The 12566-nt window shown below is 72.5% G+C and carries 12 protein-coding genes; 11 read left to right on the top strand and 1 reads right to left on the bottom strand.

Features of this window, described 5'->3' with window-relative positions; genetic code table 11:
• The first annotated feature begins 39 nt into the window (after positions 1-39).
• Both ABT053_RS04715 and ABT053_RS04720 read left to right on the top strand, forming a co-directional pair.
• Entirely contained in the window at positions 40-501 is a 462-nt protein-coding gene (locus ABT053_RS04715; protein WP_350967498.1) for a DUF2231 domain-containing protein, read from the top strand.
• 75 nt (positions 502-576) lie between these two features.
• Entirely contained in the window at positions 577-1887 is a 1311-nt protein-coding gene (locus ABT053_RS04720) for a replication-associated recombination protein A (protein WP_350967499.1), read from the top strand.
• 275 nt (positions 1888-2162) lie between these two features.
• Here ABT053_RS04720 and ABT053_RS04725 read toward each other — a convergent pair whose 3' ends face one another.
• Entirely contained in the window at positions 2163-2807 is a 645-nt protein-coding gene (locus ABT053_RS04725; RefSeq protein WP_350967500.1) for a TetR/AcrR family transcriptional regulator, read from the bottom strand.
• 118 nt (positions 2808-2925) lie between these two features.
• Here ABT053_RS04725 and ABT053_RS04730 point away from each other — a divergent pair, with 118 nt between their 5' ends.
• The 9 genes from ABT053_RS04730 (at position 2926) to ABT053_RS04770 (ending at position 12348) form a co-directional block, all read left to right on the top strand.
• Entirely contained in the window at positions 2926-3831 is a 906-nt protein-coding gene (locus tag ABT053_RS04730; protein WP_350967501.1) for a hypothetical protein, read from the top strand.
• Complete coding sequence (locus ABT053_RS04735; protein ID WP_350967502.1) at positions 3828-5222, top strand: isoprenylcysteine carboxylmethyltransferase family protein; 1395 nt, start codon at positions 3828-3830, stop codon at positions 5220-5222. The genes ABT053_RS04730 and ABT053_RS04735 overlap by 4 nt, the downstream gene beginning before the upstream one ends.
• A 67-nt stretch (positions 5223-5289) precedes the next feature.
• The gene (locus tag ABT053_RS04740) at positions 5290-5682 is read left to right on the top strand and encodes a DUF948 domain-containing protein (RefSeq protein WP_350967503.1); all 393 of its coding nucleotides are present in this window, start codon (positions 5290-5292) and stop codon (positions 5680-5682) included.
• Positions 5679-5933, top strand: coding sequence for a hypothetical protein (locus ABT053_RS04745; protein ID WP_350967504.1), 255 nt, complete (start codon positions 5679-5681; stop codon positions 5931-5933). Before ABT053_RS04740 ends, ABT053_RS04745 begins: the two co-directional genes overlap by 4 nt.
• Position 5934: 1 nt before the next feature.
• The gene (gene alaS / locus ABT053_RS04750; protein ID WP_350967505.1) at positions 5935-8604 is read left to right on the top strand and encodes an alanine--tRNA ligase; all 2670 of its coding nucleotides are present in this window, start codon (positions 5935-5937) and stop codon (positions 8602-8604) included.
• 52 nt (positions 8605-8656) lie between these two features.
• Complete coding sequence (gene ruvX / locus ABT053_RS04755; RefSeq protein WP_350967506.1) at positions 8657-9154, top strand: Holliday junction resolvase RuvX; 498 nt, start codon at positions 8657-8659, stop codon at positions 9152-9154.
• On the top strand, positions 9151-10188 hold the full coding sequence (mltG, locus tag ABT053_RS04760; protein ID WP_350967507.1) for an endolytic transglycosylase MltG: 1038 nt from the start codon (positions 9151-9153) through the stop codon (positions 10186-10188). Before ruvX ends, mltG (ABT053_RS04760) begins: the two co-directional genes overlap by 4 nt.
• 163 nt (positions 10189-10351) lie before the next feature.
• Positions 10352-11527 carry an endolytic transglycosylase MltG gene (gene mltG, locus ABT053_RS04765; protein ID WP_350967508.1) on the top strand — a complete coding sequence of 392 codons (1176 nt, stop codon included), beginning with the start codon at positions 10352-10354 and terminating at the stop codon, positions 11525-11527.
• A complete protein-coding gene (locus ABT053_RS04770; protein ID WP_350967534.1) occupies positions 11524-12348 on the top strand; it encodes a shikimate dehydrogenase in 825 nt (274 codons plus the stop codon). The genes mltG (ABT053_RS04765) and ABT053_RS04770 overlap by 4 nt, the downstream gene beginning before the upstream one ends.
• Positions 12349-12566 lie beyond the last annotated feature (218 nt).

Consider the following 12566-nt stretch of genomic DNA (forward strand, 5'->3'; position numbering starts at 1 on the left):
ACTTGCTGATGATGAGCCACGCACCACCGGAGCGCCCCCATGTTCGATGAGATCCTCGGCCTGCCCCTCCACCCCCTGATCGTCCACGCGGCCGTGGTCCTGACACCGCTCCTCGCGGTACTCGCCGCCGTGTACGCCCTGGCGCCCCGCACCCGGCCGGTGCTCACCTGGGCGGTGGCCGGGCTCGCCCCGGTCGTGCCGGTGAGCGTCTTCGCGGCGCGGCAGAGCGGGGAGGCGCTGGAGGAGAGCCGCTTCTCCTCCGCCAGTGGCCAGCTCGGCGAGCGCATCGCCGAGCACGCGGGCTTCGCCACCCCCCTGCTGCTCGTCACCTTCGCCCTCGGGGTGGTGTCGCTGGCCCTCGTCTACGTCACGCGCGGCGCCGGGTCCGGCCGCCCGGTCGAGCTGGCGGTCTCGGCGCTGACCGTGGTCCTGGCCGTCGTGGCGCTCTACTACGTGGTACGGAGCGGGCACAGCGGGGCCACCGCGGTCTGGGGGAGCTGAGCCCGTACGGCCCCCGAAACGTCGCGGGCGCCCGGGAGGACGGGGACCCCGCCGGGCGGCGGTACTGTCTCAGGCGTGGACAGCCTGTTCGATTCGGCGGCGGAGGAGGCCCATCGCGGCCAGGAGCCCCTGGCGGTGCGGATGCGCCCCCGGAGCCTGGACGAGGTGATCGGCCAGCGGCACCTGCTGGGCCCCGGCACGCCGCTGCGCCGCCTCGTCGAGGCCGAGGCGCCGATGTCGCTGTTCCTCTGGGGCCCTCCGGGCACCGGCAAGACCACCCTCGCCTACGTGGTGGCGGGTGTCACCAAGCGCCGCTTCGTGGAGGTCTCCGCGGTGTCGGCGGGCGTCAAGGAGGTCCGCGCGGCCATCGAGCAGGCCCGGCGCGAGCTGGGCATGTCCGGCCGCCAGACCGTCCTGTTCGTCGACGAGGTGCACCGCTTCAACAAGGCGCAGCAGGACGCGCTGCTGCCCGCCGTGGAGAACCGCTGGGTCACCTTCATCGGCGCCACCACCGAGAACCCCTTTTTCTCCGTCATCTCGCCGCTGCTGTCGCGCTCGCTGCTGCTGACCCTGGAGTCGCTGTCGGAGGACGACATCCGGGTGGTGCTGGAGCGCGCCGTCACCGATCCGCGCGGCCTTGACGGGAGGGTGAGCCTGGCCCCGGAGGCCGCCGAGCACCTGGTGCGGCTGGCCGGCGGCGACGCCCGCAGGTCGCTCACCTACCTGGAGGCCGCCGCGCTGATCGCCGACGGCGAGGTCACCGTCGAGGTGGTGGAGCGGGCGGTGGACAAGGCGGCCGTGCGCTACGACCGCCAGGGCGACCAGCACTACGACGTGATCAGCGGTTTCATCAAGAGCATGCGGGGCTCCGACGCCGACGCCGCGCTGCACTACCTCGCCCGGATGATCGAGGCGGGGGAGGATCCCCGCTTCATCGCCCGCAGGATCGTCGTCTTCGCCTCGGAGGACGTCGGCATGGCCGACCCCACCTGCCTGCAGGTCGCGGTGGCCGCCGCCCAGGCGGTGGAGTTCATCGGCCTGCCCGAGGGGCGGCTCAACCTGGCCCAGGCCGTCATCCACTGCGCGCTGGCCCCCAAGTCCAACGCGGTGATCAACGCCATCGGCGCGGCCTCCGAGGACGTGCGGCGCGGCAACATCGGCCACGTCCCCAACCATCTGCGCGACGCCCACTACGCCGGGGCCAAGCAGCTCGGCCACGGCAGGGGCTACAAGTATCCCCACGAGTTCGAGCACGGCCTGGTCCGCCAGGAGTACGCCCCCGAGGAGCTCAGGGACCGGCGCTACTACCAGCCCACCCGCCACGGCGCCGAGGCGGCCCTCGCCGACCGCTGGTCCAGGATCCGCGCCTTCCTGCGCGGCGAGTAGCCCTCCGGGTCTCTCGGGCACCTCGCGAGGGATGCCTCGCGGGGGACGTACCGCGTGAGGAGGGGCCGTCCCGCTCCCGCCGAGGTCCGGCCGGTCCCGGCCGCGCGGGTCCGCCTTTTCAGGCGCCCGGTTCGCCGCGCGGGTCCGGTCCCGGCCACCGGCTCCCGCCAAGGGGTCGTCCGGTCCCGGCCGCGCGGGTCCGCTCTTCCAGGTAACCGGTTCGTTGCGCGGGTCCGGTCCCGGTCACCCGGCCCCGGTCCGGGGGCTGGGGGGACTCACCCCTCCGAGGGATGGTCCCCGGCGGATGGGGTGCGGCGACGCGGGAACCGCATGGTCAGCAGCCGGGCGCGCGGGGCGACCCGCCCGGCCAGGCCGAACAGGGCCTCGGTGCGCGAGCGGTCGGCGTCGAGGTGGGTGAACAGGTTGACCCCCAGGTAGAAGGTGATCGCCGCGTAGGCCAGGTCGCGGGGCGGCAGCAGCCTCGCCAGCGGCGATCCGCCGATCACCCGCTCCAGCGTCTGCTCGACGAAGTCGATCCACGGCTCCGAGCGTTTGACGATCTCCTCCTTCAGCTCCGGCCTGGCGATGCTCGCGCCGACGAGTTCGGAGAAGAGCGTGATGTGCCCGCCCTCCAGATCGGCCCGGTAGATCCCGTTGGCGACCTCGACGAGCTCCTCCAGGGTGCGGGCGCCGGCCACGGCCTCGCGGTAGGTGGCCATCCGCTGCTCCGACGAACGGTCGAGCGCGGCCAGCAGCAGCGGGTCGACGCCTCCGAAGTGGTAGAAGACCAGCGCCGAGTTGACCTCCGCCGCCTTGGCGATGCTGCGGGCGCTGGTCCCGGCGTACCCCTCGGTCCGCAGGACCAGCGACGCGGCCTCGACCAGCCGCTCGCGCGTCTCGGCTCCCGGCTGCCTGCTCACTCGCGTCTCCCCGCTCCGGCTCGCTCCGCCGGTCTGATTCCACCTTGATTCCGCCGCCCTCCTGAGCATACGGTTTAATCGACTGATTAAACCGTTCGATGAAGAGAGATGAGGGCCCGTGAGCGACCCCCCTGAGACTCCGGAACCGCTTCTCGGCCCCGGCGAGGACCGTGGCGCGCGACGCGCGCTCGCCGGGCTGGTGCTCGCCGTGTTCGCCGGGCTCCTCGCCTACCGGGTGCTGCACGCGGGCCACCTGGAGCAGACGGCGCTGTTCTACGTCGGTGTCCCCGCCGTGATCGCCGTCACCGTGGTGCTCACCGTCAGGCCCAGGACCGTCACGGGGCTGATCATGGCGGTGATCACGGTCGCCCTCGCCATCGCCGGGCCCCTGCTCAACGAGGGGGTCGTCTGCCTGCTCTTCGCGGCCCCGATCTTCTACCTCGTCGGCCTGCTGATCGGGCTCGCCGTCGACCACTCCAGGAGACGCGGTACCAACGGCCTCGTCGCCCCGCTGGTGCTGCTGGCGGCGCTCGGCGGCGGCGGCGAGATGGTCGCGCCGCCGCGCGACAGCGAGGTGACCGTCGTCCGCCCGGCCTCGGGGGCACGGGTGGAACGGGCACTGGCCGTCGCCCCGAGGTTCGGCCGCGTCGGCTCGCCGTTCCTGCGGCTGGGCTTCCCCGCGCCGGTACGCGCCGAGGGGGCGGGGCTGGAGGTCGGGGACGAGCGGGAGATCACCTTCACCCCGCGCCGCCCCCTGGGCGTCGGCGCCCTCCCCGAGCCGCGCTCGATGACCCTCCGAATCAAGGAGCGGTCGCCGGAGCGGGTGACGTTCTCGGTGGTCCGCGACACCACCGTGGCGCGCTGGATGGACCTGCGGGAGGCGGAGTTCGCCTGGGGCGGGGACCGGCTCTCCGTGACACTTCGCTACGGCCGCACCTTCGACCCCGGCTGGTACTTCGACCCCCTCCAGCGGTACGCCGCCGCCGAGGCCGCCGGATACCTGGCCGGGACCTTCGCCCGGTGAGCGACCCCGCCCTGGTCCGCGGCCTGGCGCTCATGGTGCCCGTCGCCGCCGTGCTGGCCGCGGCGGCGCGGCGCAGGCCGGGGGAGCGCGAGGTCGCCGCGGTGATCGTCGCCACGGCCTGGAACCTGCTGACGCTCGCCGCCGTCAACGCCCTCGCCGCGCACCTGGGCTGGTGGCGCTTCCACGCCGAGGGCGCCGTCTACCGGGGGGTCCCGCTGGACCTGCTGCTGGGCTGGGCGCTGCTGTGGGGCGCGCTCCCCGTCCTGGTGGCGCCCAGGGCGCCGCTGCCGCTGACGGCCGCCGTGGCGGCCTGGCTGGACCTGGCGGTGATGCCGCTGGGCGAGCCCGTCGTCGTCCTCGGCGAGCACTGGCTCGCGGGCGAGGCGACCGCGATCGCGGCGTGCCTCGTCCCGGGGTTGCTGCTGGCCCGCTGGACGGTGGACGACCGGGGGCTGTTCGCCCGTTCCCTGGCGCAGGTCGTCCTCGCGGGCGGGCTGGGAGTGGTCCTGCCCGTCGTGCTGACCGGAGTCTGGCGGCAGCAGGGCTGGGCGCTCGGCCTCCTCGTCCAGGCGCTCGCCGTGCCGCTGCTGCTCGGCGTGGCCGCGGCGCGAGAGTTCGCGGTCTCCGGGCGTGGCACCCCCCTGCCGTACGACCCTCCGAGAAGGCTGGTGACCACCGGGCCCTACGGGTACGTGCGCAATCCCATGCAGGTCTCGATGGCCGGCGCCTATCTCGTCCTCGGTGTGCTCGACGCGCGATTCCTCGCCGCGGTGCCGGTCGTCGTCGCCTACGGCGCCGGCCTGGCGGCCTGGCACGAGGGGGAGCAGCTGACCGCGCGCTTCGGCGCGGAGTGGGCGGGCTACCGGCGGGCGGTGCGCCCCTGGGTGCCGCGCCCGCGGCCCGTTATGCCCCCGGCCTCGGTGTACGTGGACACCGGCTGCTCCACCTGCTCGGAGCTGGGACGGTGGATCGCCGCCAGGAAACCTTCGGGGCTGCGCCTGCTGGCGGCCGGGGACCGCCCGGGGGGACTTCGCAGGATCACCTACGAGCGCGCGGACGGGCGGGCGTTCCAGGGCGTGGCGGCGGTCGCGCACGTCCTGACCCACATCCACCTCGGCTGGGCGCTGGCCGGCTGGTTCCTGATGCTCCCCGGGATCACCTGGTTCGCGCAGCTGTGCGTGGACGCCTTCGGGTACGGCCCGCGAGCGCCGCGCCCGCCGTACCGGCCGGACCCGGACAAAGAAGCACCCGCGGGAGCCGAGCCCGGGGAAGCCGAGCCCGGGGAAGCCGAGCCCGGGGAAGCCGGGAACGGCTGGAGGGTCCGCGCCGACCCCGGGTGCCCGTCCCCGGGGCGCGCGGTAAGCGGGGATGAGTGGTATCGGGCACGATAGGGTTTTGCCAATCCGCCCGACCATGGCCGGGGTCACCTATGAACCTATGAGGGGAGCGGGTCCGCAGATGCTTACCGCAGGAGAGGTCGCGGGGCTGATCGCCGCGATGGCCTGGGCGATCCTGGTCTCCTTCACGGCCGTCGTCATGGTGAGGCTGGCCCGGCTGCTCACCGAGACCACCAAGATGGTCTCCCAGCTGGGCGACCGCGTCGTGCCGCTGCTGGAGGACGTGTCGGCCGCCGTCGGCGAGACCAACCGGCAACTGGTCGCGATCGAGGCCATCACCAAGGACGTCAAGCAGGTCAGCGGGCACGTGGCCAAGGTCAGCGACGTCACCCAGAACCTGGTCACCGGGCCGATGATCAAGGTCGCGGCCCTCACCCACGGCGTCCGCAGGGCCCTGGGCTCGCGCCGGCGGGCCAGGCCCGCCGCGCAGGCGCTGGAGAGGCGTCCGCGATGATCCGCAGGCTGTTCTACATGGGCCTGGGCGCGTTCGGCGCGGTATGGGTCATGCGCAAGCTCCAGGCGCTGCACCCGAACCACCTGGCCAGAAGGGCCGTGCGCAACGCCGGCGGCGCCCTGGAGCAGGCGCGCGACCTCGCCGGGGAGGCCCTGCGGGGCGCGGCCGAGCGGGAAATCGAGTTGCGGTCCAGGTTCGGGCTCGACACCGTGGAAAACACCTATCACTCAAACGTAAAGGATGGCCGCTGACATGGAGTCGGCAGAGATCGCCCGCCGCTTCCTGCGCTTCTTCGAGGAGCGTGGGCACACCGTTGTGCCCTCGGCCAGCCTCATCGCCGAGGACCCGACGCTGCTTCTGGTCAACGCGGGCATGGTCCCCTTCAAGCCCTACTTCCTGGGCCAGCAGAAGCCGCCCTACAAGCGGGCCACCAGCGCGCAGAAGGTCGTGCGGACCCTCGACATCGACGAGGTCGGCAAGACGACCAGGCACGCCAGCTTCTTCCAGATGCTCGGCAACTTCTCCTTCGGCGACTACTTCAAGGAGCAGGCGATCCCGTTCGCCTGGGAGCTGCTGACCAGGCCCGAGTCCGAGGGTGGGTTCGGCTTCCCCGAGGACCGCCTCTGGGCCACCGTCTACCTCGACGACGACGAGGCCGCCGACATCTGGCGCAAGGCCGGGGTGCCGCAGGAGCGCATCCAGCGCCGTGACCTGGCCGACAACTACTGGCACATGGGCGTGCCCGGCCCCGGCGGCCCGTGCAGCGAGATCTACTACGACCGCGGCCCCGAGTACGGGCGCGAGGGCGGCCCGATCGCCGACGAGAACCGCTACCTCGAGGTGTGGAACAACGTCTTCATGCAGTACCAGCTCAGCGCGGTACGCACCAAGATCGACTTTGACATCGCCGGTGAGCTGCCCGCCAAGAGCGTCGACACGGGCATGGGCCTGGAGCGCATGGCCGCGATCCTGCAGGGCGTCGACAACATCTACGAGATCGACACCACGTACAAGATCCTCGACCGGGCCGCCGACCTCACCAAGACGCGCTACGGCCGCGACGGGCGCGCCGACGTGTCGCTGCGGGTCGTCGCCGACCACGTCAGGACCGGCGTGATGCTCGTCGCCGACGGGGTGCTGCCCTCCAACGAGGGCAGGGGCTACGTGCTCCGCCGCATCCTGCGCCGCGCCATCCGCAACCTGCGCCTGCTCGGCGCGGGCGAGGAGCGCTACATGCACGAGCTCACCGCCGTGACCGTCGAGGTGATGGGCGAGCAGTACGAGGAGCTCCGGGCCGACGCCCCGCAGATCCACGGCGTCATCGACGCCGAGGAGGCCTCCTTCCTCGGCACCCTCCGCACCGGCACCGCGATCTTCGACGTGGCGGCCGAGGAGACCAAGCGCAAGGGCAGGGCGACGCTCGCCGCCGACCAGGCCTTCCAGCTCCACGACACCTACGGCTTCCCGATCGACCTCACCCTGGAGATGGCCTCCGAGCAGGGGCTGCAGGTCGACGAGGAGGGCTTCCGCCGGCTGATGAAGGAGCAGCGCGACCGCGCCAAGGCCGACGCCGCCTCCAAGAAGACCGGAAACGCCGACATCTCGATCTTCGGCACGCTCCTGGAGAAGACCGGCAGGGTCGAGTTCCTCGGCTACGACCACGTGACGGCCGAGGCCGAGGTCGTCGGCCTCCTCGTCGACGGCGCCTCCGTGCCCGCCGCGGGCGCGGGCACGTCGGTCGAGGTCGTGCTGGGCCGCACCCCCTTCTACGCCGAGGGCGGCGGCCAGCTCTCCGACCAGGGCGTCATCCGCACCGGCGGGGCCGAGGTGGAGATCCTGGACGTGCAGTCCCCGGTCTCCGGCGTCGTCGTGCACCGAGGCAAGGTCCGCTCGGGAGAGATCAGGGTGGGCGACCAGGCCCAGGCCGAGATCGACGTCGAGCGGCGCCGGGCCATCTCGCGCAGCCACACCGCCACCCACCTGGTGCACCGCGGCTTCCGCAACGCGCTGGGCGAGACCGCCGCGCAGGCCGGTTCGGAGAACTCGCCGGGCCGCTTCCGCTTCGACTTCACCGCCGCGGGCGCCGTGCCGCCCAGCGTGCTGCGCGACGTCGAGGACGAGGTCAACGCCGTCCTCATCAACGACCTGCGGGTCAACGCCTTCCACACCTCCCAGGCGGAGGCCCGCGCGATGGGCGCGCTCGCCCTGTTCGGCGAGAAGTACGGCGACACCGTCCGCATCGTCGAGGTCGGCGAATACTCCCGCGAGCTCTGCGGCGGCACCCACGTCGCCAGCTCCGGGCAGCTGGGCCTGGTCAAGGTGCTCGGCGAGGCCTCGATCGGCGCGGGCGTGCGCCGGGTGGAGGCCCTGGTCGGCCTCGACGCGTTCCGCTTCCTGGCCAGGGAGAGCGTGCTCGTCGCCCAGCTGTCGGAGCAGCTCAAGGCCCGCAGGGAGGAGCTGCCCGAGCGCATCGAGGGCATCGTCACCCGGCTGCGCGCCGCGGAGAAGGAGCTGGGCGCGCTGCGTTCGGCCCAGGCGCTCGCCGGTGCGGGGCAGATGGCGGAGGGCGCCGTCGACCTGCACGGAGTGTCCGTCGTGACGCACCGCGCGCCTGATGGCACCTCCCCCGACGACCTGCGTAAGCTCGCGCTTGACGTGCGCGGCCGGTTCCCGGGTGATCGCGCCGCGGTGGTCGTCGTCGCCGGTGTCCCCGGTGACCGGCCGGTCGTGGTGGCCGCGGTCAACGAGGCGGGGCGCGGCCGGGGCCTGAAGGCGGGCCGCCTGGTCGGCGTCGCCGCGAAGGCGCTCGGAGGTGGCGGTGGCGGCAAGGATGACGTCGCTCAGGGAGGCGGGGTGCGCCCCGAGGCGATCGGCGAGGCGCTCGCCGCCGTCGAGCAGGCGATCGCGCAGACGCTCACCTGACCAGGAACGACGCCCGCGCGCCGGGTCCGGCGCGCGGGCGGAGACGGGAACGATGAGAAACGGCATTCGGCTGGGCGTCGACGTCGGTTCGGTCCGCATCGGCGTGGCCCGCAGCGACCCCTCGGGGTTGCTGGCCACGCCGGTGGAGACCGTCCGGCGCGGCAAGGGCGACCTCGACCGGCTCGCGGAGATCGCGGCCGAGTACGAGATCGTCGAGGTGGTGGTCGGCCTGCCGACCTCGCTCTCCGGGCGCGAGGGGCAGGCGGCGGAGGCCGCCCGCGACTTCGCGAACCGGATCTCGCTGCGGCTGGCGCCCGTCCCGGTGCGGCTGTTCGACGAGCGGCTGACCACCGTCACCGCCCAGCAGGGCCTGCGGGCCAGCGGGGTGAAGGCGAGGAACCAGCGCGGCGTGGTGGACCAGGCGGCCGCCATCGTGCTGCTCCAGGCCGCGCTGGACGCCGAGCGCGCCACCGGCAGGCCCCCCGGGGTGCCCGCCGGGCCTCCCCAGGGCGGGGACGCCGGCCGGCCGGGCGGCGGGACCGCCCGGTGAGCCGTCTGCGGCCGATGTGGCTGTGGGTGGCCGGGACGTCCGTGCTCGCCGCCGCCACCGGGACGGCCGGGTTCCTCGTGATCCGTCCCTATCTCGTGCCCGCCGACTTCGAGGGGCCGGGTTCCGGCTCGGTCGTCGTCGAGATCCCCCGGGGGGCGAGCGCGGCCCAGATCGGGCTGGTGCTGGCCGACGCCGGGGTGGTGGCCAGCGCCAGGGCGTTCGTCACGGCGGCGAAGGAGCAGGCCAGGACGGGCGACCTGCCCCCCGGCCGCTTCAGGCTCCGCAGGGGCATGGCCGCCCTGTCGGCGCTCGGCATGCTGGTGGCGCCCGCGTCGCGGGTGGTCCGCACGGTCACCGTCCCCGAGGGGCTCCGCCTGCCCGAGCTGCTCGCCCGGCTCGCCGAGGGGACCGGCATGCGCCGGGCCGACCTGGTCAGGGCCGCGGCCGACGGGCGGGCGCTGGGCCTGCCCCGGTACGCCGGGAGCGCCGAGGGCTTCCTGTTCCCCGCCACCTACGAGATCGAGCCGGGCACGAGCGCCCCGGCCCTGCTCGCCACGATGGTGGAACGTTACAAACAGGTGGCGGCGAAGCTAAACCTGCGGAAACGAGCGGCGAAGGAGGGGCTCTCGCCCCGGGAGGCCGTCACGATGGCGAGCATCGTCCAGGCGGAGGGCGGGCGGGATCCGGACTATCCGAAGATCGCTAGAGTGATCTACAACCGGATCAGGGCCCGGACGCCGCTCCAGCTGGACACCACGGTGCTGTACGCACAGGGGCGCAGGACCCTGGAGGTCTCCGACAGGGACACCGAGGTGAGGTCTCCGTACAACACCTATCTCAAACCCGGCCTGCCACCCGGGCCCATCGCGAACCCCGGGGAGAAGGCGTTGATCGCGGTACTCCAGCCAGACCAAGGTGATTGGTTCTGGTTTGTCACTACCAATCCGGAGCATAGAATCACGAAATTCACTGACAAAGAGAGTGAGTTTGTGAGATACCGGGAAGAGCTGAACAGATACCTCGGGAAGCGTTGATGCCCGGCGGAATCCCCTCCGTTCCGCCGCAGGCGGCGACCCGCACCCGCGGTTCAGACGACGGCTCCCGGAGCCCCGGGACGTCTGGACGGGTGCCCTCCTTCGGTTCGGCACACCCGCTTGACGCCAGGCCGTCTCTAGCGGGAGATTGGCCAGCGACGCTATGAACGATCTCGATATGGACTTCCTGGTCGGTTCCGACGACGAAGGTCGGTCGCGCCGAGGATCCAACACGTCCCCAGGCCGCGACTCCGGCGGGCGGCGCGGCCGCCGCAGGAAGCGCCGCCGCAACCGGGGCGGCTTCCTCGCCCCCATGCTCGCGATCATCGTCCTGATCGGCGGCGTCGGCGCCGCCGGCTTCTACGGCTACACCTGGGTCCGCGACGTGATGACCCCCGACGACTACACCGGCCAGGGGTCCGGCGAGGTCGTCGTGGAGATCAAGGACGGCCAGAGCGCCTCCGACATCGCGCAGACCCTGCAGGACCAGGACGTGGTGAAGAGCGTCAAGGCCTTCGTCGACGCCGTCGGCGCGGCGGGCAAGAGCTCCTCCCTGCAGCCGGGCGAGTACACCATGCGCAAGCAGATGGCGGCCGCGGAGGCCGTCAAGCTCCTCGACCCGGACAAGCGGCTGCGGGAGAGGGTCACCCTCAAGGAGGGGCTGCGCCTGGTCGACACCCTCAAGCAGCTCTCCAAGGAGACGGGCAAGCCGCTGCGCGAGTTCCAGGAGGCCGCCAGGAACGTCCGCGAGCTCGGCCTGCCCCCGTACGCCAGGGGCAAGCTGGAGGGTTACGCCTTCCCGGCCACCTACGAGATCACGCCCAAGATGACGGCCTCGGACATCCTCACCAAGATGGTCGACCGCTTCAACCAGACCGCCGACAAGGACGACCTCCAGGGCAAGGCCAAGGCCCTCGGGCACACCTCGCACGAGATCATGACGATCGCCAGCATCGTCCAGGCCGAGTCGGGCACCAAGGAGGACATGGGCAAGGTGGCCCGTGTCATCTACAACCGGCTCGACCGCGACCCGCCCCTCAACCTGTCGATGGACAGCACGGTGATGTACGGGCTGAACAAGTACGGCATCGAGTCCTCCCACAAGGACCTCGAGAGCACCTCGCCCTACAACACCTACAACCGTCCGGGCCTGCCGCCGGGGCCGATCGCCAACCCGGGCGACGACGCCATCCAGGCGGCGCTCAACCCCACCAAGGGCACCTGGCTCTTCTTCGTGACCACCTGCCCGGCCAAGGGCATCACCAAGTTCGTCACGCTGGAGTCCGAGTTCGCCCTGATCAAGCAGGAGTACGAGAGGAACAAGGTGAACGGGTGCTGAGGGCGGCGGTCCTGGGATCGCCGATCGTCCACTCGCTCTCCCCGCACCTGCACCGCGCCGCCCACCAGGGCATGGGGCTGTTCGACTGGCACTACGAGGCGATCGAGTGCGACGAGGCCGGGCTCCCCGGCCTCCTCGCCGGGCTGGACGGCGACTGGGCGGGGCTCTCGCTCACGATGCCGCTCAAGCGGGCGGTGATGCCGCTGCTCGACACCGTCTCCGAGCTCGCGGTCCAGGTGGGCGGGGTCAACACGGTGATCCTGCGCGACGGCGCCCGGTACGGGCACAACACCGACGTGTACGGCATCGTCCAGGCGCTCACCGAGGCGGGCGTGGCCCCGCCGAGGGCGGCGACCGTCCTCGGCGGCGGCGCGACGGCGGCCTCCGCGCTGGCGGCCCTGCGCGAGCTGGGCCTCGGCGAGGCGACCCTCGTGGTCCGCGACCCCGCGAGGGCGTGGGAGACCGCGGAGGTCGCCGGGCGGCTGGGCATGGACCTGTCGGTGCGGACCCTCGACAAGCTCGACACCGCGCTGGAGGTCGACCTGGTCGTCTCGACCCTGCCCTCCGGCGCGGCCGACGACCTCGCCGCGACGCTGGCGGACGTGCCCGCCCTCTTCGACGTGGTCTACTCGCCCTGGCCCACCCGCCCGGCCGCGGCCGTGGCCGGGCGGGGCGGGATCGTCGTCGGCGGCTTCCCGATGCTCCTGCACCAGGCGGTCCGGCAGGTCGAGATGATGACCGGCCGCGCGGACGTGCCGGTGGAGGCGATGCGCGAGGCGGGAAAGGCCGAGATCGTCAGGCGTGCCGCCCCGGCGGGATGATTCTGCGTGAGTGGGCTGTTGTGGTAGAGTAACGACTCGATCGGTCCGGCGTGCCTGCTGGACGCGCAAGCGGAGGTCGTCCTCCCACCTCGTCGGCCGCAAGGCTGACAGGTCAGGATCACAACCGGGGTGAATTCCCGGAGAGCTTAACGGCGTGAAGCCTTCGAGTTCATGTGGCCCCGCATGCGTGACGTGCGGGGCATCTTGCGTTCGAACGC

Origin of the sequence: Streptosporangium sp. NPDC002524 (genome assembly GCF_040295985.1) — a bacterium.
GTDB lineage: Bacteria > Actinomycetota > Actinomycetes > Streptosporangiales > Streptosporangiaceae > Streptosporangium.

Bases quoted from the DNA above. Each gene is read 5' to 3' on its own strand.
- ABT053_RS04740 (WP_350967503.1), top strand. From the start codon at position 5,290: ATGCTTACCGCAGGAGAGGTCGCGGGGCTGATCGCCGCGATGGCCTGG.
- ABT053_RS04745 (WP_350967504.1), top strand. From the start codon at position 5,679: ATGATCCGCAGGCTGTTCTACATGGGCCTGGGCGCGTTCGGCGCGGTA.
- ruvX (WP_350967506.1), top strand. From the start codon at position 8,657: ATGAGAAACGGCATTCGGCTGGGCGTCGACGTCGGTTCGGTCCGCATC.
- alaS (WP_350967505.1), top strand. From the start codon at position 5,935: ATGGAGTCGGCAGAGATCGCCCGCCGCTTCCTGCGCTTCTTCGAGGAG.
- ABT053_RS04715 (WP_350967498.1), top strand. From the start codon at position 40: ATGTTCGATGAGATCCTCGGCCTGCCCCTCCACCCCCTGATCGTCCAC.
- mltG (WP_350967508.1), top strand. From the start codon at position 10,352: ATGAACGATCTCGATATGGACTTCCTGGTCGGTTCCGACGACGAAGGT.